Annotated in this window: 29 protein-coding genes; 21 read left to right on the top strand and 8 right to left on the bottom strand. The window is 39.8% G+C overall.

Going from position 1 to position 26,971, the window contains the following annotated elements:
• Nucleotides 1-171 precede the first annotated feature (171 nt).
• The 4 genes from N0O92_RS19440 to N0O92_RS19425 form a co-directional block, all read right to left on the bottom strand.
• Nucleotides 172-1,362, bottom strand: coding sequence for an MFS transporter (locus tag N0O92_RS19440; protein ID WP_315616307.1), 1,191 nt, complete (start codon nucleotides 1,360-1,362; stop codon nucleotides 172-174).
• Nucleotides 1,363-1,436: 74 nt separating this feature from the next.
• Nucleotides 1,437-1,922: a cyclic pyranopterin monophosphate synthase MoaC gene (moaC, locus tag N0O92_RS19435; RefSeq protein WP_315616306.1), complete on the bottom strand. Its 486-nt coding sequence runs from the start codon at nucleotides 1,920-1,922 to the stop codon at nucleotides 1,437-1,439.
• Nucleotides 1,915-2,490 (bottom strand): molybdenum cofactor guanylyltransferase, encoded by a 576-nt coding sequence (locus N0O92_RS19430; RefSeq protein WP_315616305.1) that lies wholly within the window; start codon nucleotides 2,488-2,490, stop codon nucleotides 1,915-1,917. The genes moaC and N0O92_RS19430 overlap by 8 nt, the downstream gene beginning before the upstream one ends.
• On the bottom strand, nucleotides 2,487-2,981 hold the full coding sequence (locus tag N0O92_RS19425; RefSeq protein ID WP_315616304.1) for a MogA/MoaB family molybdenum cofactor biosynthesis protein: 495 nt from the start codon (nucleotides 2,979-2,981) through the stop codon (nucleotides 2,487-2,489). Before N0O92_RS19425 ends, N0O92_RS19430 begins: the two co-directional genes overlap by 4 nt.
• Before the next feature lie 132 nt (nucleotides 2,982-3,113).
• Here N0O92_RS19425 and moaA point away from each other — a divergent pair, with 132 nt between their 5' ends.
• From moaA to moaD, 5 genes are all read left to right on the top strand, one after another.
• Nucleotides 3,114-4,130, top strand: a complete 1,017-nt coding sequence (gene moaA / locus N0O92_RS19420) for a GTP 3',8-cyclase MoaA (RefSeq protein WP_315616303.1) — start codon at nucleotides 3,114-3,116, stop codon at nucleotides 4,128-4,130.
• An 89-nt stretch (nucleotides 4,131-4,219) separates the two neighbouring features.
• A complete protein-coding gene (locus N0O92_RS19415) occupies nucleotides 4,220-5,500 on the top strand; it encodes a molybdopterin molybdotransferase MoeA (RefSeq protein WP_315616302.1) in 1,281 nt (426 codons plus the stop codon).
• On the top strand, nucleotides 5,464-6,000 hold the full coding sequence (gene mobB, locus N0O92_RS19410; protein ID WP_483860629.1) for a molybdopterin-guanine dinucleotide biosynthesis protein B: 537 nt from the start codon (nucleotides 5,464-5,466) through the stop codon (nucleotides 5,998-6,000). The genes N0O92_RS19415 and mobB overlap by 37 nt, the downstream gene beginning before the upstream one ends.
• Nucleotides 5,981-6,457: a molybdenum cofactor biosynthesis protein MoaE gene (locus N0O92_RS19405; RefSeq protein ID WP_315616300.1), complete on the top strand. Its 477-nt coding sequence runs from the start codon at nucleotides 5,981-5,983 to the stop codon at nucleotides 6,455-6,457. Before mobB ends, N0O92_RS19405 begins: the two co-directional genes overlap by 20 nt.
• Nucleotides 6,450-6,683, top strand: coding sequence for a molybdopterin converting factor subunit 1 (gene moaD / locus N0O92_RS19400; protein WP_315616299.1), 234 nt, complete (start codon nucleotides 6,450-6,452; stop codon nucleotides 6,681-6,683). Before N0O92_RS19405 ends, moaD begins: the two co-directional genes overlap by 8 nt.
• 41 nt (nucleotides 6,684-6,724) lie before the next feature.
• Here the strand turns inward: moaD and N0O92_RS19395 are convergent, their stop codons facing one another.
• Both N0O92_RS19395 and fdhD read right to left on the bottom strand, forming a co-directional pair.
• On the bottom strand, nucleotides 6,725-6,955 hold the full coding sequence (locus N0O92_RS19395; protein ID WP_315616298.1) for a hypothetical protein: 231 nt from the start codon (nucleotides 6,953-6,955) through the stop codon (nucleotides 6,725-6,727).
• A gap of 40 nt (nucleotides 6,956-6,995) precedes the next feature.
• Nucleotides 6,996-7,787 (bottom strand): formate dehydrogenase accessory sulfurtransferase FdhD, encoded by a 792-nt coding sequence (gene fdhD / locus N0O92_RS19390; RefSeq protein WP_315616297.1) that lies wholly within the window; start codon nucleotides 7,785-7,787, stop codon nucleotides 6,996-6,998.
• A gap of 370 nt (nucleotides 7,788-8,157) precedes the next feature.
• On the opposite strand from fdhD, the gene N0O92_RS19385 reads away from it, so the two are divergent.
• The 7 genes from N0O92_RS19385 (at nucleotide 8,158) to N0O92_RS19355 (ending at nucleotide 17,892) form a co-directional block, all read left to right on the top strand.
• Complete coding sequence (locus N0O92_RS19385) at nucleotides 8,158-9,414, top strand: L-lactate MFS transporter (protein ID WP_315616296.1); 1,257 nt, start codon at nucleotides 8,158-8,160, stop codon at nucleotides 9,412-9,414.
• A 67-nt stretch (nucleotides 9,415-9,481) separates the two neighbouring features.
• Nucleotides 9,482-9,844, top strand: a complete 363-nt coding sequence (locus N0O92_RS19380; protein WP_315616295.1) for a Na-translocating system protein MpsC family protein — start codon at nucleotides 9,482-9,484, stop codon at nucleotides 9,842-9,844.
• Between the two features lie 140 nt (nucleotides 9,845-9,984).
• The gene (locus N0O92_RS19375) at nucleotides 9,985-12,345 is read left to right on the top strand and encodes an FdhF/YdeP family oxidoreductase (RefSeq protein ID WP_315616294.1); all 2,361 of its coding nucleotides are present in this window, start codon (nucleotides 9,985-9,987) and stop codon (nucleotides 12,343-12,345) included.
• A gap of 601 nt (nucleotides 12,346-12,946) precedes the next feature.
• Nucleotides 12,947-13,504 carry a glycerol-3-phosphate responsive antiterminator gene (locus tag N0O92_RS19370; RefSeq protein ID WP_315616293.1) on the top strand — a complete coding sequence of 186 codons (558 nt, stop codon included), beginning with the start codon at nucleotides 12,947-12,949 and terminating at the stop codon, nucleotides 13,502-13,504.
• A 321-nt stretch (nucleotides 13,505-13,825) separates the two neighbouring features.
• A complete protein-coding gene (gene glpK, locus N0O92_RS19365) occupies nucleotides 13,826-15,319 on the top strand; it encodes a glycerol kinase GlpK (protein WP_315616292.1) in 1,494 nt (497 codons plus the stop codon).
• 158 nt (nucleotides 15,320-15,477) lie between these two features.
• On the top strand, nucleotides 15,478-17,151 hold the full coding sequence (locus N0O92_RS19360; RefSeq protein WP_315616291.1) for a glycerol-3-phosphate dehydrogenase/oxidase: 1,674 nt from the start codon (nucleotides 15,478-15,480) through the stop codon (nucleotides 17,149-17,151).
• A 234-nt stretch (nucleotides 17,152-17,385) separates the two neighbouring features.
• Nucleotides 17,386-17,892 carry a ferritin gene (locus N0O92_RS19355; RefSeq protein ID WP_315616290.1) on the top strand — a complete coding sequence of 169 codons (507 nt, stop codon included), beginning with the start codon at nucleotides 17,386-17,388 and terminating at the stop codon, nucleotides 17,890-17,892.
• A gap of 278 nt (nucleotides 17,893-18,170) precedes the next feature.
• Here the strand turns inward: N0O92_RS19355 and N0O92_RS19350 are convergent, their stop codons facing one another.
• Nucleotides 18,171-18,611, bottom strand: a complete 441-nt coding sequence (locus N0O92_RS19350; RefSeq protein WP_315616289.1) for a Dps family protein — start codon at nucleotides 18,609-18,611, stop codon at nucleotides 18,171-18,173.
• A gap of 68 nt (nucleotides 18,612-18,679) precedes the next feature.
• Nucleotides 18,680-19,354: a B3/B4 domain-containing protein gene (locus tag N0O92_RS19345; RefSeq protein WP_315616288.1), complete on the bottom strand. Its 675-nt coding sequence runs from the start codon at nucleotides 19,352-19,354 to the stop codon at nucleotides 18,680-18,682.
• Between the two features lie 73 nt (nucleotides 19,355-19,427).
• Here N0O92_RS19345 and queG point away from each other — a divergent pair, with 73 nt between their 5' ends.
• The 9 genes from queG to N0O92_RS19300 all read left to right on the top strand — a co-directional run bounded on the left by queG (nucleotide 19,428) and on the right by N0O92_RS19300 (nucleotide 26,948).
• On the top strand, nucleotides 19,428-20,567 hold the full coding sequence (gene queG, locus N0O92_RS19340) for a tRNA epoxyqueuosine(34) reductase QueG (protein ID WP_315616287.1): 1,140 nt from the start codon (nucleotides 19,428-19,430) through the stop codon (nucleotides 20,565-20,567).
• Between the two features lie 69 nt (nucleotides 20,568-20,636).
• A complete protein-coding gene (locus N0O92_RS19335) occupies nucleotides 20,637-21,167 on the top strand; it encodes a methylated-DNA--[protein]-cysteine S-methyltransferase (protein WP_315616286.1) in 531 nt (176 codons plus the stop codon).
• A gap of 108 nt (nucleotides 21,168-21,275) precedes the next feature.
• Nucleotides 21,276-22,163 carry an amidase domain-containing protein gene (locus tag N0O92_RS19330; RefSeq protein ID WP_315616285.1) on the top strand — a complete coding sequence of 296 codons (888 nt, stop codon included), beginning with the start codon at nucleotides 21,276-21,278 and terminating at the stop codon, nucleotides 22,161-22,163.
• Nucleotides 22,164-22,874: 711 nt separating this feature from the next.
• Nucleotides 22,875-23,351 carry a cell wall hydrolase gene (locus N0O92_RS19325; protein WP_315616284.1) on the top strand — a complete coding sequence of 159 codons (477 nt, stop codon included), beginning with the start codon at nucleotides 22,875-22,877 and terminating at the stop codon, nucleotides 23,349-23,351.
• Nucleotides 23,352-23,373: 22 nt separating this feature from the next.
• Nucleotides 23,374-23,838: a spore coat protein GerQ gene (gene gerQ / locus N0O92_RS19320; RefSeq protein ID WP_315616283.1), complete on the top strand. Its 465-nt coding sequence runs from the start codon at nucleotides 23,374-23,376 to the stop codon at nucleotides 23,836-23,838.
• Nucleotides 23,839-24,221: 383 nt separating this feature from the next.
• Nucleotides 24,222-24,737, top strand: coding sequence for a hypothetical protein (locus N0O92_RS19315; protein WP_315616282.1), 516 nt, complete (start codon nucleotides 24,222-24,224; stop codon nucleotides 24,735-24,737).
• Between the two features lie 27 nt (nucleotides 24,738-24,764).
• Nucleotides 24,765-25,262 (top strand): DUF4825 domain-containing protein, encoded by a 498-nt coding sequence (locus tag N0O92_RS19310; RefSeq protein ID WP_315616281.1) that lies wholly within the window; start codon nucleotides 24,765-24,767, stop codon nucleotides 25,260-25,262.
• A 303-nt stretch (nucleotides 25,263-25,565) separates the two neighbouring features.
• On the top strand, nucleotides 25,566-26,039 hold the full coding sequence (gene trmL, locus N0O92_RS19305) for a tRNA (uridine(34)/cytosine(34)/5-carboxymethylaminomethyluridine(34)-2'-O)-methyltransferase TrmL (protein ID WP_315616280.1): 474 nt from the start codon (nucleotides 25,566-25,568) through the stop codon (nucleotides 26,037-26,039).
• Nucleotides 26,040-26,390: 351 nt separating this feature from the next.
• The gene (locus N0O92_RS19300; RefSeq protein WP_315616279.1) at nucleotides 26,391-26,948 is read left to right on the top strand and encodes a DUF5366 family protein; all 558 of its coding nucleotides are present in this window, start codon (nucleotides 26,391-26,393) and stop codon (nucleotides 26,946-26,948) included.
• The last annotated feature ends 23 nt before the right edge of the window (nucleotides 26,949-26,971 follow it).

The raw sequence follows: 26,971 nt of genomic DNA, 5'->3' as shown, positions 1-26,971 counted from the left end.
TGACATTCACTATACTTTTCATAGTTGGAACTCCTTTTGTAGATGACTTGTTAGTGGGAACAACAAGCTCAACACATCTACAATAGGAGTTTTTTTTATTTTCGTAAATACTTATATACTTTTTACATTTTTTTCAAGTCATGCAACGCCAGTGGGTCAGACCCCTCTTTACTACGCTAAAGAGGGGTCTGACCCCGTTTTGTTCGTTTTACTGTTTGTTTTTGCTTTGTACACTCGGTAGAGGATGAAAGCAAGGACGGATAATAAGATCCCTAACATATACGGAAGGCCGACAGCAAGCGTGAAGAGCCAGCCGCCAAGTGGGGGACCGATGATTCTTCCTAGTGAGTCAAAGGAAGATAAAAGCCCGGTTGTTCGACCATATCCTGTTGGTGATGCTTTTGTTAATAAAGATGAGACGCTTGGACGAATCAAGCCATTTCCGATTCCGAATACGGTCAAGAAGATCGCAGCCGTTACGAAACTATCCACAAATAAGATGAGAAAGAATCCTAGTGCAGAAATGACAATTCCTAATTGAATGACCGTCCCTTCACCATATTTTTTCGTTAATCTTCCAACGAGACCACCTTGTACGAGGGCTCCGGCAAGTCCCATAATCATGAAAATGTACCCTAGTTCTACCGCTCCTAAGTTCGCTCTTTCATAAGCAAAGTAAGCAAACGTTGCCTCAAGGCCAGCTAGCGATAAAGAGACAAACCATTGCAAAATAAAGAGTATCGAAACAGGTCCTTGTAGAGCTTTACGTATGGGTGTTCGTTCTTGTAATTGTTTGTTGCGCTGCTCAGCTGTTAATGACTCTTTTAAGACAAGGGTGACAAAAATAAAGGTTAGTACCGATAACGAACCAGCTAAGTAAAAGGGAAGACTTAAATTGGTTTGGGAGAAGATGCCCCCAATAGCCGGTCCAAAAATAAATCCTAGACCGATAGAAGCCCCAATAATTCCCATTCCCTTTCCTCGATCTTCGTCTGATGTAATATCAGCAACATAGGCCATCACCGTAGGCATATTAGCTGCCGAGAAAAATCCACCTACAATTCTTGCAACAAAAAGCATCCAAAGGGTGGAGGAGATAGCTAACAAGAAAAACGACAAAGCTAGTCCAAAAATTCCAATCATAATAACAGGCTTACGGCCAATCTGATCGGAAATTCTTCCCCACATCGGAGCAAGTAGCAGCTGCATAAAGGAATAAACCGCCATAAGCAAACCTAACTGAGTAGGAGTCGCACCAATTTCCTCCGCATAAAACGGCATAACAGGGATGATGATCCCAAAACCGACCATAACAAGAAACATGACTGCAAATAAAACAGGTAATGCTTTTTTTGATTCCAAGTTGTATGTTCACTCCAGTTAGCAGGGGTCAGACCCCGCTTTAGTTTGATAAAGAGGGGTCTGACCCCCGGAAATTATTTCCCTGCTATGTAATCGCCGTTTTTGCCTCCGGTTTTGCTGAGGAGGTATGTGTCTTTGATGATCATGCTTTTGTCGACGGCTTTACACATGTCATAAAACGTGAGGGCGGCAGCTGAAACAGCGGTTAATGCTTCCATCTCGACGCCGGTATTGCCTTTACAGGAGACTTCCGCTTGAATGATAAGTTCATAGCCGTCGCCTGCTTCCGTGTATTCAAAGTGGAAATCGACTCCCGTAATGTGGATAGGGTGGCACATTGGGATAAGGTCAGGAGTCTTTTTGGCTGCCATGATCCCTGCGATTTGGGCCACTTGCAATGGGTCTCCTTTTTTAATTTGAGCGTTTTGAATTGCATCGTATAATTCTTTTTTTAACACAATCGTACTTTGAGCAACCGCCGTTCGTTTGGTTTCATCTTTCTGGGAGATGTCTACCATCTTCGGGCGTCCTTTTTCATTCCAATGGGAAAATTCACTCATGTTCTTCACTCCAATCACGTTCATAATTAATGTTCGTAAATTCTTTCTGACTACTTGAAAACTGGATGTAGTTCACGTTCATTTTTTGTAACAACGGTCGCATGCTTCTGCGGTTTTCACTAAGAATCTCTTCAGCAAAAGGCAAACAGCGACGATGATAGATCGCGACCAAGGGCTGCTCTTTTTCCCCTGTAACAGGAACAATCGCATCATAGTCTGAGTCGTATGTATACTTCACTAATGCATCTATCACTTTGCTAGATATATACGGAATGTCAGCAGCTAATACAACATACCAATCCGCATGCGGAATCTCTTTCATCGCAAACGTTAACGCATACAACGGTCCATTATGAGTTTCTTCCTCAATGAGAACACGAGCATCGGACCGAGCAAATTTACTAGCTAACAAGTGGTTTGTCACGATAAAAACCGAATCAATCTGACTAGTAGAAAGAGCGTCTACACTATGCTCATAAAAAGCTTTTCCTTTATACTGTTCGAACATTTTCGGTTTTCCATACCGTGAAGATTGCCCGCCAGCTAAAACAACACCAACTATGTTCATTTTTTCACCAATTCATCAGCAAAGTGACCGATTGTTGGTAAAATTAATTTTTCCATAGCTAATTTTACAGCATTAGTCGAACCTGGCAAGGCATAAATAGCCGTCGCACCCTTGCTGCCAGCAACAGCTCTACTAAATAAGGCTCTCGGTCCAATTTCTTCATAGCTTAGCATTCGAAACAACTCTCCAAATCCGTCCATTTGTTTATCTAATAATTGAGAGACTGCTTCGTATGTCACATCTCTTGGCGAAAAACCAGTGCCGCCATTTAAAATGATGGCTTGAATCGTTTCGTTCTGTTCCCACGTTTCTATTTCATGTTGAATCATCGTATATTCATCTTTGACAATTTTATAATCAATCAATACGTGTTCATGATTTTGTAAAAGTGCTTGAATCGCTTGTCCACTGCGGTCAGCGGCTTGATCTCTTGTGTCAGAAATCGTCAAAATAGCAACGTTCACACTTTTGGAAGTATTTATCTGATGCATAGAAGTCATTCCCCTTCCTTTTTTGTGTTAGAATGATTTATTATATCTTACTAATAGTAACAGCTTTTTTTACGAACAACCAATGATTCGTCGATGAAGTATGAGGAAAGTAAGAGTAGAGGAGGAATGGACATGGAAACGAGCCACGTGAACGACAAATATTTGCGACCGTTGCAAGATTTGCGTATTTCAATAATGGACAAGTGTAATTTCCGTTGTTCCTACTGCATGCCTGCAGACGTATTCGGCGATGATTATGTTTTTATGAGAGAAGAGGAACTATTATCGTTTGATGAAATAGAACGATTAGTCTCACAGTTTACGACATTAGGTGTGAAGAAAATTCGCTTAACAGGTGGCGAACCATTGCTACGAAAAAATGTTCCTGATCTCATTAAACGTCTTTCTCAAGTAGCAGGAATTGAAGATATTGCCTTAACGACAAATGGCGTACATCTAGTAAAACAAGCAAAAGCGTTAAAACAAGCTGGGCTGATGCGTGTAAATGTAAGTTTAGATGCCCTGTCAACAGACATCTTTCAAGAGATGAACGGACGCAAAGTAACGTCTGTTGTCGTTCTTAAGGGAATTGAGGCTGCCTTAGAAGCCGGATTAGAAGTAAAAATCAACATGGTTGTCAAAAAAGGCGTAAATGAGAGTGAAGTCATAAAGTTGGCTCGTTATTGCAAAGAACGAAACATCCAATTGCGGTTTATAGAATTTATGGATGTTGGCCAAACAAACGGGTGGGATTTCTCTCAAGTTGTAACCAAAAAAGAATTGCTAGAAAAAGTAGCAACGCTCGGTCCTCTAGAAGAATTAGAAAAAGATTATTTAGGAGAGGTTGCAACAAGGTATCGTTACAAAGGTACGAATGCGGAAATTGGCATCATCTCTTCTGTATCTGATACGTTCTGTGGCAATTGCACAAGAGCTAGAATATCTGCTGATGGGAAGCTTTATACTTGCTTATTTGCAGAGGAAGGATACGATTTGCGCTCACTCATCCGATTAGGTGCAACGGATTCTGACATCAAATCAAGAATTACCGAGATATGGAGTGCTCGTACCGATAAATATTCGGAAGAGAGAACAGAAGAAACGGTAAAAAACCGCAAGAAAATTGAAATGTCCTATATTGGTGGATAGAATAATGCAAGGGATTTCCCCTTGCATTATTTGCGTATGTTTGGAATGATAAAAGGAAAAGTCGAACTATGGAAAACGGAGTGAGATCTATGGTAGAAAAGCGAAAGCCAATCCCGGTTGAAGAAGCAGTGAAAAGAGTCATGACTCAAAGTGTGAACCCGAAAACAGAGACGGTTGCCATTCATGAAAGTTATGGAAGGTTTTTAGCAGAAGATTTAGTAGCGTCCCACGATGTTCCCGCTTTTGATCGATCTCCTTATGATGGATTTGCTATTCGGTCAGAAGATACCAATGATGCAAAATCGGACAACCCTATTCAATTTGAAGTCGTAGGGGAAATCGGAGCAGGATATGTATTTGAAGATGAGGTACAACCTTTTCAAGCTGTGAGAATTATGACGGGCGCACCTATTCCAAAAGGGTGTAATGCGGTTGTTATGCTTGAATTAACAAAGGAAATAAGCGAAAAAGAGATCCTAATCAAACGTTTGTTTAAAAAAGGAGATAACATCTCATATCAAGGTGAAGACACACAAAAAGGGACTGTGTTAGTCAAAAAGGGAACACAAATCAATCCTGGCATTGTCGCATTGTTAGCTACATTTGGTTATCATGAAGTCATGGTCGCAAAAAAGCCCATTATCGGGGTAATTGCAACAGGAAGTGAACTTCTCGATGTGGATGAACCATTAGCTCCTGGAAAAATACGCAATTCCAATGCCTATATGATTCTTGCTCAAATTGAACGAGCAGGTGGAGAGGCGAAATATTACGGGAAATTAAAAGATGATCTTGCTGCTTGTTTGCAAGCGACGAAAGAGGCGCTTGCTGAAGTTGATATGTTACTTACAACAGGCGGTGTATCGGTAGGAGATTATGATTATGTCCCAGCTATTCTAAAAGAGCTAGGAGCAAATGTGCTTTTTAATAAGGTTGCTATGAGACCAGGAAGTGTGACAACGGTGGCAAGTGTAAATGGGAAGATGATCTATGGTCTCTCGGGAAATCCATCTGCTTGTTATGTTGGATTTGAATTATTTGTACGTCCGATGTTACGGAGGTCCTTATTTAATACGTACCCTCATTTACAAAAAGTGACAGCAACACTTGGAGTGGATTTTCCAAAACCAAATCCATTTATGAGATTGGTTCGGGCAAGAGTGGAGTATCAAGAAGGTCGTTTGCTTGCGTCGCCTTCGGGTGTGGATAAATCTGGAATTGTTAGCTCGTTAGGAGGAGCCGATTGCTTGTTACTTCTACCTGGTGGGACAAGAGGATATGAAGAGGGCATGTCTGTGGATGTCTTATTACTAGAAGATAAACAAGGAAGTGAATGGCCTTGGGACAACATCGTCGCATCTTACAAGTAGTAGGCTATCAAAATAGTGGCAAAACGACATTGGTAGAATCTTTAATTAGAGAATGTTCCGAACGAGGAATGCGAGTAGCTACGATCAAACATCATGGACATCCGACTGCTCAAAAACAAGAGAGCCACCTTAAGGATAGCGAACGTCACTTAGCCGCAGGTGCGGATATTACGGCGGTTGAAGGTGGAGGCTCGTTACAAATTCATATCCGGAATCAAACGTGGAGTTTGGACAAGCTGTTGCAGCTTTATGAACCATTCCCAATCGATTTGATTCTCGTAGAAGGATTCAAGCATGAACATTTTCCAAAAGTCGTCTTATTACGTGGACCGGATGATAGGGAGCTTCTTAGCACGTTAAAAAATATTACTTGTGCGATTAGATGGGAAAACTTTTCCCTTCCTGAACAACGTTTTCCATTGTACGATATAGAAGATTCAGCAAGTTATATTCAATATATTTTACAGAAACTGAGTGATGATGATGAGTCAGCTTTTTGACATTCAAGATACACCTTTATCGATTCAAGAGGTGGTAGATAAGGTTACGAGAAGAGATTGTGGTGCGATCTCAACGTTTATTGGAACAGTGAGAGAACTAACCCACGGGAAACGCACGTTAAAATTAGAATATCAGGCATACAAACCGATGGCGATTAAAATGCTAGAGCAAATTGGTCAAGAAGTTCAAGAGAAATGGCCAGGATCCACCATTGCGATTACTCATAGAGTGGGGACTCTTGATATAAGTGAAATAGCCGTGATTATTGCTGTTTCCACTCCTCACCGGAAAGCAGCGTATGAAGCGAACGAATACGCAATGGAGCGCATTAAGCAAATTGTACCGATTTGGAAAAAAGAATTTTGGGAAGACGGAACAAAGTGGATTGGCGATCAACTTGAAAAAACCCCTTATCCAGCAGGGAAACCTGAGATCAAGGAGGGAGAAAATGATTAAGATTTTATTGTTTGCGGAACTCCAAGAAGAAGCAGGAACAGAACAAATTGAAATTGAGAAAGCTGGAGTTACGGTTCAAGAATTAAAAGCGTGGCTAGAGAAGGAGTACCATTTATCCGCCCTTGCTACAACAATGACCGCTTTAAATGAAAGCTATGCTGATGACAGCGAAGTTGTAAAAGATGGAGATGTTGTTGCCTTTATTCCTCCTGTAAGTGGAGGATAACGTAAAAATCCCTGCTTGCCATTACGGAAGCAGGGATTTTTTTATGCGCGAACTAGTTGTTTCATCTCTATATTGCGACGAAGCTGTTCTTCCTCCGAAGATAAATCATATTTCTTTAAAAGATGAAATAATTCATTAAGTTCTGTCTGCGTTACGTCTAACTCTAAAAAACGCTGACACGATACATACAAATCTTCTGGCAAAAACTCTTTCTGCGATTCTAGCTTTGCAAGCACATCTTCTAAAGGGTGATCTAACTTACAAGAACTCATCTAGCTCACCTCCTTTTCGCTTTTTTAGTAAGAATGTGACTTAGTTGAGGACAATTCTTTCAGGATGTGAATAAATATTAAAAGACGAACCACGGATGAATCCAACCGCTGTTATGTTTAAATCTTCAGCCAGTTGAATCGCCAAATCGGTTGGAGCCGATTTAGACAGAACAATACCTACCCCAATTTTGGCTGCTTTTGTTAAAATCTCCGATGAAATACGGCCACTAAAAACGAGAATTTTATCTCTTACTGAGATGCCATTTACTAGAGAATAGCCGTATAGCTTATCGAGAGCATTGTGTCTGCCAATATCGGAACGGCTCACAATAAGATCATCAACGGTACAAAGGGCAGCATTATGAACGCCACCTGTGTTTTTAAAAACATGGCTCTCATCCTGCATTTTTTTCATTAATGAAATACATTGCTCTGCTGTTATCGTCACACGCGACATAGATGTTTTGGCTGTTCGAACATCATTTTGAAAGTAAAATTGTCTACTTTTCCCGCAACAAGAGCCGATGAAGCGTTTAGAGAAATATTGTTGGTTTTTAATGTTTTCTGAATGTAACTCAACATAAGCAAAACCACGATCTTCATCGATTTTCATCTCTTTAATTTCTTTTCGAAAGTGGATGACACCTTCTGATGCTAGAAACCCAATGACCATTTCTTCAAAATGAGTAGGACTGCATACCATTGTAGCAAATTCTTCATTGTTTATATAAATGGTTAACGGGAACTCAATCACAATCTCATCTTCCAAATTAGAAAATTGAGAATGGTTATATTTGACTATCGGTCTAGGTGAACTGAGTGAATCTGTCAAACGAATGCCCCCAATCAGTAGAATGTAATGTTTCAAATATAAACATATTATCTTCTGTATGACAAGACTATCAAACTAGAAGAAGAGGAAAAATAATCATAAATATATGTTTTTTACAATAGAAATATATTGAACTTTCTTTGAAAACACGTTATGATTTAGTTGCATTCATAATTCTGTAACATTTAAGAATCGAGATAGCGATCCTGTCGTCGGTATTAAGTGTTCAGTCGTTGTAAGCGATTACTATTGGTGAGAAAGTAGCGTATCCTGCTTGAAACTAATCGTCGTGCTTTTTTGGGGAAATCTTTTTTCCTTTAAGAGAGTAGCGTCGATTTTTTTATGTTTGAGAGAGAAAAGGAGTGACATCATGGGAGAAGCAAAAGGGAAGATTAAGAATCGTTGGTTAATTGCACTAGCTGCAGTTGGAATTCACATTTCCATTGGCTCGGTTTATGCATGGAGTGTTTTTACAAATCCAATTAGGGAACAATTAGGTTGGGATTTGAGTGCGGTTTCTTTAACGTTTAGTATTGCGATTGTATTTTTAGGATTATCTGCCGCTTTTATGGGGCATTTTGTAGAGAAATATGGTCCAAGAAGATCTGGACTCGTAGCAGCGACCTTTTTTGGAATCGGTTTGGTTGGGTCTGGATTTGCGATTAACCTAGAATCGATTTGGTTATTGTATGTTACGTACGGAGCTCTTGGAGGAATTGGTCTTGGAGTTGGTTACATTACACCAGTATCCACACTTGTTAAATGGTTCCCAGATCGACGTGGGTTAGCAACAGGACTTGCTATTATGGGATTTGGTTTTTCTGCGATGATTGCCAGCCCGATTATGGCAAATTTAATTGATTCAGTTGGAATTGCGAATACATTCTTCACACTAGGAATTATTTATTTTGTTATTATGTTAGCGTCTGCACTGTATATTGAACGACCACCTGCTGGGTACATGGCAGATGTTCAAACAAGTGGAAAGAAAGTACAGTCAGATCTTTCCCAATTAACAGCTAATGAAGCGGTAAAAACGAGAAGATTCTGGTACTTGTGGATTATGCTCTTTATTAACGTAACATGTGGAATTGCAATTTTATCCGTTGCCTCACCTATGGCTCAAGAAATTGCAGGCCTTTCAGCAGCAGCAGCAGCAACAATGGTTGGAATTATGGGGGTATTTAATGGATTAGGCCGAATTGGTTGGGCGTCTGTTTCTGACTATCTTGGTCGAGCGAATGTGTATACAGCCTTTTTCGTCATTCAGATCGTGACATTCTTTGCCTTACCTAGTATCACGCACGCGATTTTATTCCAAGCCGTCTTGTTCTTAATTTTAACTTGTTACGGTGGTGGATTTGCAGCGATTCCAGCGTACATTGGTGATTTATTCGGAACGAAGCAACTAGGAGCGATTCACGGATACATTTTAACTGCTTGGGCGTTAGCTGGTCTTGTTGGTCCAATCTTGGCATCGTGGATTCGTGAAACAACAGATAGTTATGCAGGCACGCTTTATATTTTCGGATTTATGTTTATTGCAGCATTAATCGTATCGCTAGTGATTCGAATTGATATTAAACAACTAAAAGAAAAGAATAAAGTACAAGATTTAGCAAGTTAACGAATTTGACATTTTTAGTCGCTCAAACTACTCTTTTAGTAAGTAAAAGTAAATGAGGGTACAAGAAATGAACAAATATGAAGCGGAATTTAGTAACTTAGTACGTTCTTTTCGGAAAAAACATATGGGAAAAGGCCCGAGTAAAATCAGTACGACGTTTTGTAAAAAATGGGCGATTTGTGAGATGGAAGGGAACCTTTCTCCTGTTGAGAAATTTATTGCAACAGCCGATGAAGGCAAACAGATGCTACGAGCGGCAAGAACAGAAATGGTGAAGGACATGTATCGAAAAAATCCTCCTTCTGAAATGGAAGAGTTCTTGCAATGTAAGTTTGTAGAACTGTTTGTTGACATTGATATTGAAAAAGATTTTGGCATGTCGATCTTTGTTTTTGATGAAGATATCGAAGAGAAATTTTCAAAAAAATAATTTGGTTTGGCACTTAGTAGCGACCCTGCAAAAGACTTAACCACCGTTATTCCTTACATACATTTTTGGGGAAGTACGGTGGTTTTTTTATTGAAATGACATAAAGATTAGTAATAAGTATTTTGGGAGTGAGAAAAAACATGGGGAAAACAAAACATCAAGGTCCTATTAAAGCAACGAAAACACCTACACCAAAGCACTGGGTTAGTCCCATCCCATTTGGGTTAGGGAAAGTAAAACCTAAACATATTCGAGATACGATGAAAATTGCATGGGACAACAAAGATAATCTAGGATATGCATCTCGAATTTTAACGAAAGGGGTTTGTGATGGCTGTGCATTAGGTGTATCAGGGTTGCAAGACCAAACGTTAAAAGGTCCACATATGTGTACAACTAGATTAAACGTTCTCCGATTAAATACAGCTCCAGCCATTAAAGAAGAAATCTTACATGCTGATATAGATGAACTTAGAAAATATGATAGTACGGAATTACGAAAACTTGGGCGGATTCCTTACCCTCTTATTCGTCGCAAAGGAGAAAGAAGATTTTCTCGTTTAACATGGGATGAAGCGATGGATATGATTGCGAATAAAATGAAGCAGCTGAACCCAAGGCAGTACGGATTTTACCTTACATCAAGAGGGATTACGAATGAGTCCTATTATGTTGCTGCGAAAGTTGCGCGTTTTCTAGGTGCTAATAATATTGATAATGCGAGCCGTATTTGTCATTCGCCAAGTAAGACGGCATTAAAGCGTTCGATTGGTGTAGGAGCATCCACATGTAATTATCAAGATTGGTTCGGAGCGGACGTTCTTTTATTCTGGGGAAGTGTGGCTTCTAATGCCTCGCCAGTATCTTCTAAATATATGTTAGAAGCGAAAAAACGTGGAGCGAAAATTATTGTCATTAATCCGTATAAAGAGCCGGCAATGGATCAATATTGGGTGCCTTCGAATGCGGAGTCTGCTTTGTTCGGAACAAAACTAGCAGATGACTTTTATCAAGTAAACATTGGTGGCGACATTGCTTTCATGCATGGAATTATGAAGCATTGGTTTGAGATGGAAGAGAACGATCATGGTTCGGCTATCAATCATGAATTTGTGGCAGCACACGTCAATGCGTATGATGAACTAAAAGCTCATGTTGAATCTCAATCTTGGGATGCGATCGTTACGTCATCTGGAATTACGAAAGAGCGCATTATTGAGTTATCAGAGTTACTAGCAAGAAGCAAGAATGCGGTATACGCATGGGCATTAGGATTAACGATGCATGCTTTTGCATCAGATAACATCTCTCAAGTGGCAAACCTTGCTCTGCTTCGTGGACACTTAGGACGTAAATACAACGGCCTTATGCCGTTTCGTGGACATTCATCTGTACAAGGATCAGGGGAAATGGGAGCCGATCCATTTGTGTTACCTGGTGGAGATTTTGTGGAAGAGAATATCCAACGTATGGAAGGAATTTGGGGCTTTGATATTCCAAGATGGCAAGGAGATGTTGTTGGAGTCACGTTAGAAAATATCGTGTTGCCAGAGGATCATGAGCGAAAAATCAAACTTTACTATATGTCAGGTGGTAATTTCTTAGAAACAATGCCTGATCCGAACTTTATTGAAAAAGCATTGGCTGAATTAGATATTCGCGTTCACCAAGATATTATCCTGAATACGTCAACGTTAGTAGACGCGAAAGAGGCTGTCATTGTATTACCAGCTAAAACGCGCTATGAGCAAGATGGCGGTGGTACGTCTACGTCAACGGAGCGTATGGTTTATTTCTCTCCTGAAATTGAAGGAAATAAAAATCATATTGAAGAAGCGCGTTCAGAGTGGAAGATTTACATTGATTTAGCTAAGCGTGTGAAACCTGAAACGGCTCATTTAGTAGATTTCAAATCAGGTCAAGAGATTCGGAATGAAATGGCGATTGCCAATCCAAATTACGAAGGTGTTCAACATTTGAAAAAGCAAGGCGATGTTTTCCAATGGGGCGGAGCATGGCTATGTGAAGATGGTGTGTGCCCAACTTCAGATGGAAGAGGGAATTTACTAGGGGTCGAGATTCCTGACATGGGCAAAAAAGAAGGACAATTTGTTCTGACAACTCGTCGCGGAAAGCAGTTTAACTCCATGGTTTACAAAGAAACTGATCCATTTAACAATGCAGAGCGCTATGATGTCTTAATCAACGCTGAAGATGCTCATGATTTAAGCATTGCAGAAGGCGAAGGCATTGTCATTCATAATGGATTTGGCGTATTCCAAGGAAAAGCAAAATACGCTGAAATCTCAAAAGGAAACTTAGGCGTACACTTCCCAGAAGGTAACTTCTTATTGCCAAAAGGAAGATATGAAAAACTAGCAAAAATTCCAGACTACAATGTAACGGTAAAAGTAGAAAAAGCGGATCGTTACAATGCACGAAAAGATACAAAGTATGTAGAAAGAAGAGTCGAAGATCTAGAAATGTCGGCTCCAGGTTGATAAGGAAGGAAAGGGCTGCCTGTGTGGGTAGCTCTTTTCTTTTTGGTTGTAGTAGGGAGCAGATTTGCGTGGATCGCCGGATATGTGAATGATCGCTGCATACGAGGGGAAGGTGCCGCAAATGTGAGTGAACCGCCGCATACGAGGGGGGGGGATCTGCCGCACAAAAGTGGGGGAACCACCGCATAGGAGGGGAAGGTGCCGCAAATATGAGTAGATTGCCGCATACGAGGGAAGGGTGCCGCAATTATGAGTAAACAGCCGCATATGTAGGAAAGCTGCCCAATTTGTGCCTAAACCACCGCATATCGGGGCTTTCTCCCGCATAAAAGTCGGCCAGCCGCATAAGTTTTTTGCGAGCCGCATAACATATCGAATTTGCCGCATAAAAGGCTCGATTTGCCGCATAGAAAGCCGAATTCGCCGCATAAATTTTCAGCTAGCAGTCCTAAATGGTTTTCCTATTGTGTTGCTACTAATCTCGGGACCAAGATCTAGCTTTTTATCCGAAATTCCTATCATTTCTCGCGATTTGTTAGCTTTTGACAATCTGAATGTTTATTGTTTAAATAGTCAAAGATAGTATAGAGGAGTTGGTCGAATGTCATCGGATCATTTTATTGATCAAAAAATTTTTCCTGCTGCTAGAACGATTAGGGAATTTGAGAAGTTACTAACAAGTAAATTTGAAGTGATCATATTACTAAATAGTCATATCGGACAACTCAAAAGTTTAATCCAACTTGCAAAAAAAGCAGGGAAAAAAGTGTTTTTGCATGTTGATTTAGTGCAAGGCTTAAAAACAGATGAGTATGCTACTCAATTTATTTGCCAGGATATTAAGCCAGGGGGAATTATTTCAACGAGGAAAAATGTTGTATTAACGGCGAAAAAGCACTCCATTATCGCTGTACAGCGTTTATTTTTATTAGATTCGATTGCTCTTGAAACGAGTTATAAATTACTAGAAACGACAAAGCCTGATTATATCGAAGTGTTGCCTGGTGTTATGCCGCATATAATAGAAGAAGTTTATCAAAAAACGGGTATTCCTATTATTGCAGGAGGGCTTATCCGTGAAAAAGAGGAAGTTGCAAAGGCGTTAGAGGCAGGAGCGATCGGAGTAACGACTTCAAGAAAAGAGCTTTGGGATTTTTAAAATCTTTTATGAGACAACCTAAAATACAGTCGTAACTATTGACAGCGTTTTCAACTTTTGGTTTAATAATTGGTAAGTTAATAGATTGTGACGGAGATTAGGAGACGAGCCAAATAACCTTATCAGTATTTGATAGGTTCTTTTTGCTCGTCTTTTTTGACTAGATGAAGAACTAGTTTCGTCGGCTTGAAGGGGTTGTGCTCATAGTATTTATTTTTTTACTATATACATGTAACGAAGACACAACTAGAGCTACGTCATGAACCTCAACAAAAAATTCCGCAATCAATAATAGAAGAAACCTGACTGGAGGACTTTTTCATGGAAAAAAAATATATTCTGGCTTTGGATCAAGGAACAACAAGTTCAAGAGCGATCTTATTTGATAAGCAAGGAAAAATTGTTGCTGTTGAACAAAGAGAAATAGAGCAAATTTATCCTCAACCTGGGTGGGTTGAACATAATGCGAATGAAATATGGGCATCGATTCTTGCGGTTATGTCTGGTGTGATGCTGAAGTCAAATGTGGACAAAGAAGAGATTGCTGGAATTGGTATTACCAATCAACGGGAAACCGCTGTTGTTTGGGATAAACATACTGGAAAGCCGATTTATCATGCGGTCGTTTGGCAATCTAGACAAACAGCCGACATTTGTGAGCAACTGAAGAAACAAGGCTATGAGGATATGGTTCGAGAAAAAACGGGGCTGCTGATTGATGCGTATTTTTCTGGAACAAAAGTGAAGTGGATTTTGGACCATGTAGAAGGGGCGCGAGAAAAAGCAGAAAAGGGAGACTTGCTTTTTGGAACGATTGATACGTGGCTCATCTGGAAACTTTCAGGTGGGAAAGCTCATGTAACGGATTATTCTAATGCATCTAGAACCTTACTTTATAATATTTACGACTTGAAATGGGATGATGATCTGCTTTCGATGTTGGATATTCCAAAGTCGATGTTGCCAGAGGTAAAGCCTTCATCAGAAATTTATGGAACAACGGTTGATTATCATTTCTTCGGATTAGAGGTACCGATTGCAGGAGCAGCGGGTGATCAGCAAGCCGCATTATTTGGGCAAGCGTGTTTTGAAGAGGGAATGGTGAAAAATACGTATGGAACAGGTTGTTTCATGCTGATGAATACGGGAGAACAGGCCGTACAATCAGAGCATGGACTACTCACGACACTAGCTTGGGGAGTCGACGGGAAAGTCGAGTATGCGCTAGAAGGAAGCATTTTCGTTGCCGGTTCAGCCATTCAATGGTTGCGTGACGGCTTGCGCATGATCAAATCAGCAGCGGATACAGAACAATACGCAAAAAGAGTGAGCTCATCTGAGGGAGTGTATGTGGTTCCTGCCTTTGTCGGCTTAGGAACACCTTATTGGGACAGCGATGTGAGAGGAGCGGTGTTCGGTCTGACTCGCGGAACGGAGAAAGAACATTTTATTCGAGCTACGTTAGAAGCATTAGCTTATCAAACAAAAGATGTTGTTACTGCTATGGAAGCTGATTCAAATATAAAAGTGAAAACGCTAAGAGTCGATGGTGGGGCTGTGGCGAATAATTTTCTGATGCAGTTTCAAAGTGATATGTTAGGCGTAGCAGTTGAACGTCCACAAGTTCAAGAAACGACAGCGTTAGGAGCCGCTTATTTAGCAGGTCTGGCGGTTGGTTTTTGGGAAAGCAAAGAGCAAATCAAACAACAGGCCGCAGTTGAACGTCGGTTTGAAGTGACGATGTCAGAGGAAGAGCAACAATCGCTGTATCGTGGCTGGAAAAAGGCCGTAGAAGCAACGAAAATATTTAAATAAGGCTTTAAAAAGTTAGGTAAGTAGAGTATAATCTTAAGTAAGTTAATATTGGTCGGAGATTAGGAGAAGACCACAACTCTTTCATTAGCGCTAAGCTGGTGAAAGATGTTGTGGTCTTCTTTTTTTTCTCTTTTAGAACCTACTAAGGGGAGATAGAGATGGCTACATTTTCAAGTTTGAAACGTCAAACAATCTTAAAAGAGATGTGTAATAAAGAACTAGACTTACTTGTCATTGGTGGAGGGATTACAGGAGCGGGCATTGCATTAGATGCCCAAGTTAGAGGGCTCGATACTGGTTTAATTGAGATGCAAGATTTTGCGGCGGGTACGTCAAGTAGATCGACGAAATTGGTTCACGGAGGGCTTCGTTATTTAAAACAGTTGGAAGTGAAGCTGGTTGCAGAAGTCGGAAAAGAACGAGCGATTGTCTATGAAAATGCTCCACATGTCACGACGCCAGAGTGGATGCTGTTGCCTATGATTAAAGGAGGCACATTTGGCAAGTTTACGACTTCCATTGGATTAAAAATGTACGATTTCTTAGCTGGTGTTAGAAAGCATGAACGCCGCAAAATGTTAAATAAAAATCATGTATTACAGAAAGAGCCACTTGTGCGAAAAGAAGGTCTCAAAGGTGGAGGAATTTATGTTGAGTACCGAACGGACGATGCACGGTTAACGTTAGAGGTTATGAAAGAAGCTGTAACAAGAGGAGCAAAAGCAGCCAACTATGCGAAAGCGGAAGGGTTTGTTTATCAAGACGGGAAGCTTGTTGCTGTGAAAGTGAAAGATGTATTATCTGGAAAAATGTACAAAATATACGCAAAGAAAATTGTGAACGCGGCAGGACCATGGGTTGATACACTTCGGGAGGAAGACCGCTCGAAAAAAGGGAAGTACTTACATTTAACGAAGGGGGTTCACCTTGTCATTGATCAAAGTCGCTTCCCGTTAAAGCAAGCGGTTTACTTTGATACAGAGAAAGACGGTCGGATGGTTTTTGCTATTCCACGTGACGGGAAAACGTATGTTGGTACGACAGACACTGTTTACAATGAGGATATTACCCATCCAAGAATGACGGAAGAAGATCGAAGTTATATTATCAACGCAGTTAATTATATGTTTCCGTCCGTTCAATTAACGGAACACGATATTGAATCAAGTTGGGCAGGGTTACGACCACTCATTCATGAGGAAGGAAAAAATGCCTCTGAAATATCACGTAAAGATGAGATCTTCTTTTCTGATACAGGATTGATTTCGATTGCTGGTGGAAAGCTAACTGGCTACCGCAAGATGGCAGAAAGAATCGTTGATATAGTTGCAAAAGATTTAGGAAATCAACAATCATGCTCGACCGCTACGATCACCTTGTCAGGAGGAATGGTAGGTGGGTCTGCTGGCTTTGATGAGTTTGTTGAGACAAAGACCGCTGAAGGCGTCACTCTTGGCTTAAGCAAAGAAGAGGCGAAGCGAGTGGCAAAATTGTATGGATCAAACGTGGATCACGTGTTCACCCGTTTAAAAAGCAATGCAGAAGAAGCGAATAGCCACCAGCTTCCACCTTTACTTTTAGCTCAGTTGCAGTATGGAATAGAGGATGAAATGGTATCCACTCCTGTAGATTTCTTTAATCGTCGAACGAGTGCTTTATTTTTTAACATTAACTGGGTGGATGAATGGCAAGGTGCGGTAACGGATTATATGGCAAAAACGTTCCAATGGTCAAAGGAAGAGAAAGAGCGTCATTTTGCGTATCTTTCCTCTGAACTTCATTACGCAAAAAAACCGGTGGATTCCATACAGAGTGAGAGTAAAGTGAGTTGAAAATAAAAAGGAGGGGAAGGTCAAGGTTATTTCATCGATTTTCCTCTCCTTTTTAATTTAAATAAACGTTTGTTTAAAACGTGTCAACTCTACATGTATCAAGTGAAATCACTCTTTAATTAAACGTTTGATTAACAAGTTTAATTGTGTAAGGAAAGTGATGTAAAAGGTTTCAAGACATGGAGCAAAGGGGAATGATATAATAGAGAAAACGAATGAAAGGTTGGGGTACATATGTTAGATGATAAATTAAAAAAAGCGTTAAATGATCAAATGAACTTTGAATTTTATGCTGCGCACTCTTACTTAGCAATGGCTGCTTATTGTTCATCAGAAAGTTTAGATGGATTCGCCAATTTCTTCCTCGTTCAAGCAGAGGAAGAAAGATTTCATGCTATGAAGTTTTATAACTTTATTAATGCACTTGGAGAAAGAGCCACAATTCAATCGCTAAATCAGCCAAACAATTCTTTCTCTTCCGTATTAGATGCATTTGAAAAAGCGTTAAAGCAAGAGAAAGAAGTTACGAAGAGTATTTATCACTTATCCGATTTAGCGTTAGACGGCCGTGAGCATGCAACGATCTCTTTTTTAAAGTGGTTCATTGAGGAGCAAGTAGAAGAAGAAGATATGTTTGATAGCATTATTAACAAGTTAAAACGAATCGATAACGATAGCAATGCGTTCTTTATGTTAGATGATGAATTTTCAAAACGTACGTTTACACCAGAAGAAGAGTAAGCGTCAAAAAGCAAGCCCTCTGATTATAATCAGAGGGCTTGTCTTTTTATTTGGCTGTTTTCGTAAAGATTGTTGCTATAAAATAGTTTTTCCTCTTAGTGAAATGGAGCGGAAGTCACTCGACTCCTGCGGGAATGCAGAGGTAGGGGCGAGACCCCTCTGGCGTAGCCGAGGAGGCTCGGCACCTCCTTGCGGGTGCGAGTGGCTGAAGCGCAATGGAACGAACATGAGGAGAACACGTATCCCATAAAAACAACAAAGTATGCGAAAACAGCCTTTTATTTTAAGAATGAACGTAACATCCAGTTGTGCTTTTCAAGCGATTGGTGGATAGCAAGTAACATGTCTGCTGTCGTCTCATCACCTAATGAATCAGCCGCTTCCATTCCATCTTTAAGTTCATCAATTAATGTATCAAAGTCAGAAACAAGTTCGCCAACCATCGATTCGGCGTCTTGTTGTCCACTTGCTTCTTTTACAGAAGCTGTCTCTAGGAACTCTGCCATAGTTGCAACAGGGTGTCCTTTCAAAGCTAGAAGACGTTCAGCTAATTCGTCAATATGTGTAGACGCCTCGTTATATAATTCTTCAAATTTATCATGTAATGTAAAAAATGCCGGTCCTTTTACATACCAATGATAGTTGTGTAACTTAATAAATAAAACACTCCAGTTTGCAATTTGTTTGTTTAAGATTACTGATACTTTTTCTTGACTCATACAATGACCTCCTTAGTTATCTTCAGTTTACTATTTCCCATTTCAAGAAAATTATAAACCAATTTTTTCTATTCAAACGTGACAACTTTATGTTGATCATCGCCGCCATGAATTTGTGTGAACATTTTTCCGGCAGCTTGTAACAATTTTGAAGCTTCAGTCACATTCATCGATGGTTTCAAGTAAAAAAACTGAAGTGCAGACGTTGTATCGGGTGTCACCTTCGTTCTGACAGAATCAACAATCGGACTTCCGAATGCGCCTTGCTGATCCGCACTAACCAATTTGCCACTCATATCATTTTCTCGACCATTGACACCTTCGTATGCTTCATTCTCTAGACCGAGTCTAAACGTGACATCACCTTCTATATGGTCTAAATCGTAAATACCTAAAGGAATGACATATTCTAATGAAAAAAATGTATTCAAATCGACTGCTGAGTGCACAAGTGGAAGAGGTTGTCCCTTTTTTATTCGACGAAATAAAGCTTCATGAGAAGGTCGATATCTTCCTGGGTTCATTTGTAACGATTTAAAAGCTTGACGCCACTCCGCAATTCCTTCAAACTCAGTAAGTTCTTTTTCTTCCAGATCCACTTTCAATGTTTCTTGAAAAAATTGTAAACGTCCCTTTAACATTTGAGGTGAGTCGCCAATCACGATATTATTATATTGGACTACTCCTATTTTGAAAGTAGAAAGTTTGGATGAGATCGACTCATCAATCACGATATTAACCATAAGTACGTTCCTCCTGCTTTTTTGCTTTATTGTAGCATATTGGTAGGAAAAGGATGAAGAAAGGTGAACGACCATGACACTTGCCCAATTAAAGGATGAGCTAATTGCATATAGTAAAATAATAGGAGTCGATAAAATTGGATTTACTTCAGCGGATCCATTTTTACAATTAAAAGATCGACTTCTTAGTCAACGAGAACTAGGGTATCAGTCTGGATTCGAAGAACCTGATATAGATAAAAGAGTGGAACCCGAGAGGCTACTCTCAGGAGCGAGGACGATTATTTCAATAGCTTTGGCGTACCCATCGAAAATGGAAAATCCACCGAAAAGTACGAGAGACGATCGAAGGGGGATTTTCTGCCGAGCTTCTTGGGGGAAGGACTATCATGATGTTTTACGAGATCGTCTTAAAAAAATTGAGGAGTTCTTACAGGAAAGAGTCCCAGATGCCAAAACAGTTTCTATGGTTGACACGGGGGAACTGTCAGATCGCGCTGTTGCGGAGCGAGCCGGAATCGGATGGAGTGGGAAAAATTGCGCTATTATCACACCTGAGTTTGGAAGCTATGTCTATTTAGGAGAAGTGGTGACGACGATCTCTTTTGAACCGGATATTCCGATGACGGAACAGTGTGGTTCTTGTAATAAATGTATTGACGCATGCCCAACGGGGGCCTTAATTCAGGGAGGGCAGCTCGATTCCCAGAAGTGCATTGCTTATTTAACTCAAACAAAAGACTTTCTACCTGATCAATATCGAAAGAAACTTGGCAATCGGCTTTATGGTTGTGATACATGCCAACAAGTGTGTCCGGAAAACAAAGGGAAGGATTTTCATATCCACCCTGAAATGGAACCAGATCCGGAATTAGCTAAACCAAAGTTGATTCCATTACTAACGATGAGCAACCGAGAATTTAAAGAAAAATTTGGCCATGTATCTGGGTCATGGAGAGGGAAAAAACCAATCCAACGAAATGCGATTATTGCTTTGGCCCATTTTAAAGATCAAAAAGCATTGCCCATTTTAAAAGAATTGTTAGTAAAGGATCCTCGTCCTGTAATAAGAGGAACGGCGGCTTGGGCGATAGGCGAAATCGGGAGCTTAGAAGAGAATGAGGCGCTTAACAGAGCGAAAAAGAAGGAAACAGATGAAAAAGTTCTAGTAGAAATCGAAAAAGGGCTAAATTTGATTGAAAATAAGCATTAATAGACGAGCGAATCTTATAGTAGTAATGTAAGATAAGGAAAAGATTGGACATTGGAGGGAAGGGATTATATGACAACGCAATTAACACACTATGTCGATGAAATGAATAGTCCCCTAGGTACTCTAACAATTGTTGCAACTGAAAAAGGCGTTTGTCACATTCATTTTGGAGAAATGACGAAGTGTATGGCTTCGTTAAAAGCTTGGTTGAAAAAACAAGGCCGAAAAGGGGAAGTGGTTCGTTGCAAAGAAACACTTAAACCCATTTGTGAACAATTGGAAGATTATTTTACCGGAAAACGAAATCATTTTGATGTACCGCTTGATTTATGTGGGACGGAGTTTCAGAAAAAAGTCTGGAATACATTAAAAGAAATTGAATATGGTCAAACAAAGTCTTATAAAGAAATTGCACAAGAAATTGGAGCTCCCAAAGCAGTAAGAGCTATTGGCGGAGCAAACAATCAAAACCCGATCCCGATTATTATTCCCTGTCACCGTGTAATTGGAAGCAATGGAAACATGGTCGGTTACGGGGGCGGACTAGATAAAAAAGAACTCTTGCTCAGTTTAGAAGGAGCAATCGAAAAAATATCGTAAGAGGATGACACGGTCATTCTTTTTTTTTGTCTTTTTAGTTGAATCATTTTTGTTTCATTTCATACAAGCTTCCTAGCATAAAGTTTATATAGAAAGGAGCATGTTGAGATGAATCAAAAAATGGTTAGTCAATTACATGAATTAATTGAGCAGAGAAATGGTCAATATGTGAACGATGTCCGAGAAGAAAGTTTGGTTGAAGATTTTATTAAAAAGAAAATAAATATGAATAAGGAAAGAGGAGCAGAGATTGTACGTTCTTTTGTAGAAGGCGATGTGATCCGAACGTCTCGAGTAGACGATCATTTGTATGTCGACTATCTTCAGCGTTGTGAATTTTTGATTCACTTAAAAGATCAATTGTATTTAGAAGAACTAGTGGAACAAAGAAGAGCGACATTTGTTCAAGATGAACTTCGAGAAGATCAAGTTATCGCAAGTCGAGAAGTGGAGCAAGAAGCAATAGAAACGACTGCTAACGTACGTTCTTTTCAACATGACCAAAGAACTAATCGCTCTTATAACAGAAGAGAAGCTGTACGCTATGCAGAAAGATGGTGGGATGACTTTAATCCACAATATCGCAAGTTTACCGATAATTGTACCAATTTCATCTCACAATGCCTACATGCTGGGGGAGCGACGATGAAGGGCTACCCGAATCGCTCAAATGGATGGTGGTTCAGGTCTAACAATTGGAGCTACAGCTGGTCTGTTGCTCACGCTCTCAGGTGGTATTTAAGTGGAGAAAACGGTGGATTACGAGGAGTAGAAAAAGAAAGTGCAATGGAGCTAGAGCCCGGAGACGTGATCTGTTATGACTTTAATGGAGATGGAAGGTGGCAGCATACAACCATTGTAGTAGATAAAGATGCCAACGGAGAACCTCTCGTAAACGCCCAAACCGCCAACAGCCGCATGCGTTACTGGAAATACGAAGACTCCACCGCCTGGACACCAAACATCAAATACAAATTCTTTCACATTACTATATAGATCTCTAGTCAAAAGGGTGACTTTCCCTTTTGACTAGAGATCGATGCGATGAGCGGAGCCGCCGTTATGTTTTAAGCATGTTGAGTGCACTTTTCAACATGCGCACGGCGAGTGAAGCCATCGCACTGGGGATGGGAGTATAAGGGGGGAGGGTGGTTTTCCTCTATTGCTAACAGCAGAAATGTAATAGTAACGCCTACATTAAGCGAATGAAGGACAAAAGTAGGTTCAATTCTCAACGAAAAGTCCTTCATCAAGCTAATGAAAGACAAACCGAAGTTCAATTCTCAACGAAAAGTCCTTCATCAAGCTAATGAAAGACAAACCGAAGTTCAATTCTCAACGAAAAGTCCTTCATCAAGCTAATGAAAGACAAACCGAAGTTCAATTAGCAACAAAAAGTCCTTCATCAAGCTGATGAAAGACAAACCGAAGTTCAATTCTCAACGAAAAGTCCTTCATCAAACAAATAAAGACAAATCCAAATAATGTCCTTATAAAGTGTCTATTAAACTAACGTACTTTCGTAAAAGAGCTGTCATATGGCAGCTCTTTTGCTTTTGCGCCAATAGCTTTGAAGTAAGGCTTCAGCGAAAAGGGACAAGGCTCTTTCTTTTTTTTATTCAATTTGAAAGGTTTGGGCTGATAGGCAAGCTACCAAAAACACCTTTAGGCAATAAGTTACTTGTATAAGCCGAAAGGGGTGAGAGAATGGGTAGGCGAATCAACCATACCGAACGTGACGTGGATGCGTTAGCAAGACTTATGCTGGCGGAGGCAATCGGCGAGGGAGCTGAAGGCATGGACTTGGTAGGAACCGTTGTGGCCAATCGGGTAGAGGCTGACTGTGAACCAGACTTCAGAAATCTGCGCAATATTAGACATGCGATCTATCAAACGATACCAGGAACGGGAATTCCTCACTTTGAGCCTGTTTTAAATGGAGCTTTGTATACACAACGTCCCAATGAAGAAGATCTTCAAAGGGCCAGGAATTTGTTACAAGGTCATAGGAATCCTCGGGCCAGAATGAATTTGTGGTTTTTTAATCCAAGTCCGGGGCAAGCATACCGCGATCCATGTACCCCCACGATGCCAAGATCCCCTATGACACAGTTTGATTTTGCGCACAAAAATCATTGTTTCTATGTCGCTGTACCGGGCTACTGCCCAGAGTTTTATAGATAAATAATAAGGAGATGATTTTCTCATGACTTGTGGAAACTCTAGAAATTATCCAATGAATAATAATTACCCAGGTTCTTATCCAGCTATGATGCAGGCCCCTGTCGCACAACAGCCAAGCGGCTTCCCGATGGGTATGCCTTCTGGACCCGCGTATAATGTGCCGGTGGTTCCAATGGGGACTGGGCAGCAGCTACCAACAGGTGCGGTAGAAGAATCGTTTATTGAAAATATTCTGCGCTTCAATAAAGGCAAGGTTGGTACATTCTACTTTACTTACCAAGGAAACACTAGTTGGAATGCAATGGTTTATCAAGGGCGCGTTGAAACAGCGGGCCGTGACCATATCATCATCAGCGATCCGGCCAGCGGCAAACGCTACCTGCTGCTGATGGCGAATCTTGACTGGGTAGAGTTTGGAGAACGAATTAATTATCCTCACACAGAAATTAGTCCAGCTATTCAGGCGTCCATGGAAGTATCGGAGTAATGAAGTAGAGCGCTAAAAGCCCGCTTGCTTGAAAAGGGATCTTTTCTTTTTCGTTCGCTTGTGAATGGGTTTTTAGCTCTACTAAAAAAGGAAAGAAGAGAGTTAGAAGACCGGATGAAACAGTTAATCAAGTCGTTCCTGTAAATAAAACAGGGACGTATTTTTTTGTCACGCAAAAAGGGAATAAATGTTAAAATGGGAACGGTGCTAATTAGACCATTTGGTTTTGATAATCATTAAAGTTCAAGAGTACCTTAACAAACGAAGGCATTTCCCAATAAGCGGATACGCTATTTTGCTAACATAATACTATTGAACTTTTTTTGTTGAAGAAGATAGTTTTAACCTTGAAGCTATAAGTTTTAAAAGGAGCAAGGATAACAGTGAATAAAAGCATGATAGCAATATTGGTCATTTTGATTATTTCTGTATGGGGAACGATCTTTTATCAGAATTCTTCAGTGGAAAGAGTGGCAGATAAGAGAGGTGCTATTGAGATATTGGAACAAATAAATATTGGTGAAAGTACCATTGTACTTTACGATTCAGGTGATTACATAAAAGGAGAAGAATTTGTATTAGGAGCGTTAGGGTGGGGAGTGAAAACAATTAGTCAAGCAACAAATGATCGTAATGATGAAACGGTATTTAGACCAGATAACTTGAGCCATATCAATAACGACGATATTGGATTTTACTATGGATATGTCAACTCGAATAAAGTTGATTATATTAGATTTAAAACGGGTGATCTCGACATCAAGTATAAAGTAAACTCTTATCATTGGTATATTCCAGATTTCTCTGATAAAAAAGATGGAAGTTTCAACGCAGAACAATTTAGTATTATCTTAAAAGATGGAACAGAAATTTACTATCCGTTTGAAGAATTACAATAAGGCAGTTAAAGATTAAGGAGAGAAAAAATGAAAAAAAATAGTAGACTTTTCTTCTATTTGTTAGTGATATTGCTTTTCTTGAATGGGTGTAACTCGCATGAAGCTACCCAAAATGAAGATCTTTTTCAATATAAAAATACGTATGTAGGAGATAACGGTGCTGTTGGAAATATTACGAGGGAGCTACCTAGTCCAGATGGCGAGCAATTAAATAGCTTGGAACTTAAAACAACTGAACAACCTTATGGAATTATTTTGAATTATATCCCAGCAGAGAAGCGTGAGGGTATAGAGAGAAATTATAAAGAACTTGCTTTATTTAATGCTACCTTAATCCTGTCGTTAGTTCATAATGCTGACTGGGTTGCATTTCATTTTGTTGAGCAAGAGTTTGTTGTAAAGAGAGAAGAGTTACAAAATTTTTACGGAATAGATATTAATCAATTTACGAACGAAGAGGAACTAACTATGTTCATTCAAGAATTTTTAGAAGATGATCATAAAGTTAACGAGTTTTATCAATAATGGCGGCAGATGCGGCGCAATGATAGTTGATGCATAGCAATCGCTCCGGAAATATACTTCGCTAAAGTTGTGTATCGTTAAAATTTTCAGTCAAACACTCTATCAATGTCCCGCCCTTAGTTTCTATGCAAAATTGTTCAATCAAAAGTGCGTGATTAAGAAGGAATGTGGATTTGCGATAGGTAACGATATTCGTTATTTGCACATCCTCCTCTTTTTGACATTTCTTCTTTAGAATGTAGATGGTATAATGAATTTTGTCGAAATGAAAAGTATTATTAAATGAAATAGAGGTGTGTGCACGTGGGGTTACATATCGTGCTTTATCAGCCAGAGATCCCAGCAAATACAGGTAACATTGCAAGAACATGTGCTGGTACGAATACGACTTTGCATTTAATTCGTCCTCTTGGTTTTTCAACGGATGACAAAATGCTGAAAAGAGCGGGATGTGATTACTGGCCAAGTGTTTCCATTAAGTATTATGACTCATTGGACGAGTTGTTTGAGGCATATCCTGAAGGGGCCTTTTACTTTATAGAAACAGTAGGAACCAAGAACTATAGTGACTTTGATTATTCCAATGAAAACATGGATCACTTTTTTGTATTTGGTCGTGAAACAACAGGGCTTCCGCAGGATGTCATCGAGAAACATGTGGAGAGTTGTTTTCGGATTCCGCAAACAGATAAGATTCGTTCGTTGAATTTGTCTAATACCGCGGCAATTGTCATCTATGAAGCGATTCGTCAGCAAGGATTTCTTGGGTTAAAGTAAAAAGGTCGAAATGAAAAATCGACCAGTCTCCATGGAGATTGGTCGATTTCGTAAGTAAATGAAAGCTTTATTAATTTTTGTGTGGATTGTCTTCATATCCTGCTGTAAAAATAGCAACGAAGAAAACAATACTAACACCAAGGATGAGTAATGTACCCATAGATATTCCTCCTTGTCACAAGCATATGTCCATTATAAAACAATTTGCTGAAGAAAGAAATGAAAGTTACGTGAAAGGATTGGGAAATCGAGTGATTTTTCTGAACGTATGTGGGATCCGGTAGCTTTCGATTCATCACGTAGTAGCACAAACTATTTTTTTTGCTAGTTATAGAAAAGGGGACGTTGACGTTGTCAAATCGTTATATCACAAGTCATTTTCCACTTATCTCGATTTTGCTGTTTAGTTTAGCCTTTGCGATTTATGTACAAGGTTTTATTTTAGGTCACCTAATCAATTTAGGGATTTACAGCGGAATGTTAGAGTTTATTTCAGAAAGTGGCATTAAACTAACGCTCTTATTTTTGCTTTTATTATTCTTTTTTATGGTTTTCTCTGCTTTAAAGTTAATCGCAGATACAACGATTGAGTTATCTATGCTCTTTTTCTCTAAAGATGAGGAGGGGCATGAGTTAAACAAAGTTCGAACGGGATCATGGATTTATTTGATTGCTAGTGTGATCGCGATTCTTCTGGCTCAATACATTATTGTCGTTGCTCTTTTGTTTCTTTTAGCGAGTTTATCTTATTTTATATTTCTTGTTTACAAAATTAGTGACACTCTTAGTTTGGCTGGACTGATTGGATTCGTATTATTTCAAGTTATTTTATGGAGTGCGTTCATTTTAGCTGTTGTATTTGCTTTATTACGTTTGTATAACAGCTTTATGGCGAGTTTGCCTTTATAGTCAGAGAAGAGGACCTATCTCAT

The organism is Alkalihalobacillus sp. MEB130, from assembly GCF_032335535.1.
Lineage (GTDB): Bacteria > Bacillota > Bacilli > Bacillales > Bacillaceae_D > Halalkalibacter.
The sequence above is the reverse complement of the archived record's forward strand: the minus strand, read 5'-3'. Positions and strand labels throughout refer to the sequence as shown.

What these genes read in the sequence shown, in the direction of transcription:
- moaC (WP_315616306.1), bottom strand. Translation starts at nt 1,922, where the DNA reads ATGAGTGAATTTTCCCATTGGAATGAAAAAGGACGCCCGAAGATGGTA.
- N0O92_RS19430 (WP_315616305.1), bottom strand. Translation starts at nt 2,490, where the DNA reads ATGAACATAGTTGGTGTTGTTTTAGCTGGCGGGCAATCTTCACGGTAT.
- N0O92_RS19425 (WP_315616304.1), bottom strand. Translation starts at nt 2,981, where the DNA reads ATGCATCAGATAAATACTTCCAAAAGTGTGAACGTTGCTATTTTGACG.
- moaA (WP_315616303.1), top strand. Translation starts at nt 3,114, where the DNA reads ATGGAAACGAGCCACGTGAACGACAAATATTTGCGACCGTTGCAAGAT.
- N0O92_RS19415 (WP_315616302.1), top strand. Translation starts at nt 4,220, where the DNA reads ATGGTAGAAAAGCGAAAGCCAATCCCGGTTGAAGAAGCAGTGAAAAGA.
- mobB (WP_483860629.1), top strand. Translation starts at nt 5,464, where the DNA reads ATGGCCTTGGGACAACATCGTCGCATCTTACAAGTAGTAGGCTATCAA.
- N0O92_RS19405 (WP_315616300.1), top strand. Translation starts at nt 5,981, where the DNA reads ATGATGAGTCAGCTTTTTGACATTCAAGATACACCTTTATCGATTCAA.
- moaD (WP_315616299.1), top strand. Translation starts at nt 6,450, where the DNA reads ATGATTAAGATTTTATTGTTTGCGGAACTCCAAGAAGAAGCAGGAACA.
- N0O92_RS19395 (WP_315616298.1), bottom strand. Translation starts at nt 6,955, where the DNA reads ATGAGTTCTTGTAAGTTAGATCACCCTTTAGAAGATGTGCTTGCAAAG.
- N0O92_RS19385 (WP_315616296.1), top strand. Translation starts at nt 8,158, where the DNA reads ATGGGAGAAGCAAAAGGGAAGATTAAGAATCGTTGGTTAATTGCACTA.
- N0O92_RS19380 (WP_315616295.1), top strand. Translation starts at nt 9,482, where the DNA reads ATGAACAAATATGAAGCGGAATTTAGTAACTTAGTACGTTCTTTTCGG.
- N0O92_RS19375 (WP_315616294.1), top strand. Translation starts at nt 9,985, where the DNA reads ATGGGGAAAACAAAACATCAAGGTCCTATTAAAGCAACGAAAACACCT.
- N0O92_RS19370 (WP_315616293.1), top strand. Translation starts at nt 12,947, where the DNA reads ATGTCATCGGATCATTTTATTGATCAAAAAATTTTTCCTGCTGCTAGA.
- glpK (WP_315616292.1), top strand. Translation starts at nt 13,826, where the DNA reads ATGGAAAAAAAATATATTCTGGCTTTGGATCAAGGAACAACAAGTTCA.
- N0O92_RS19360 (WP_315616291.1), top strand. Translation starts at nt 15,478, where the DNA reads ATGGCTACATTTTCAAGTTTGAAACGTCAAACAATCTTAAAAGAGATG.
- N0O92_RS19355 (WP_315616290.1), top strand. Translation starts at nt 17,386, where the DNA reads ATGTTAGATGATAAATTAAAAAAAGCGTTAAATGATCAAATGAACTTT.
- N0O92_RS19350 (WP_315616289.1), bottom strand. Translation starts at nt 18,611, where the DNA reads ATGAGTCAAGAAAAAGTATCAGTAATCTTAAACAAACAAATTGCAAAC.
- N0O92_RS19345 (WP_315616288.1), bottom strand. Translation starts at nt 19,354, where the DNA reads ATGGTTAATATCGTGATTGATGAGTCGATCTCATCCAAACTTTCTACT.
- queG (WP_315616287.1), top strand. Translation starts at nt 19,428, where the DNA reads ATGACACTTGCCCAATTAAAGGATGAGCTAATTGCATATAGTAAAATA.
- N0O92_RS19335 (WP_315616286.1), top strand. Translation starts at nt 20,637, where the DNA reads ATGACAACGCAATTAACACACTATGTCGATGAAATGAATAGTCCCCTA.
- N0O92_RS19330 (WP_315616285.1), top strand. Translation starts at nt 21,276, where the DNA reads ATGAATCAAAAAATGGTTAGTCAATTACATGAATTAATTGAGCAGAGA.
- N0O92_RS19325 (WP_315616284.1), top strand. Translation starts at nt 22,875, where the DNA reads ATGGGTAGGCGAATCAACCATACCGAACGTGACGTGGATGCGTTAGCA.
- gerQ (WP_315616283.1), top strand. Translation starts at nt 23,374, where the DNA reads ATGACTTGTGGAAACTCTAGAAATTATCCAATGAATAATAATTACCCA.
- N0O92_RS19310 (WP_315616281.1), top strand. Translation starts at nt 24,765, where the DNA reads ATGAAAAAAAATAGTAGACTTTTCTTCTATTTGTTAGTGATATTGCTT.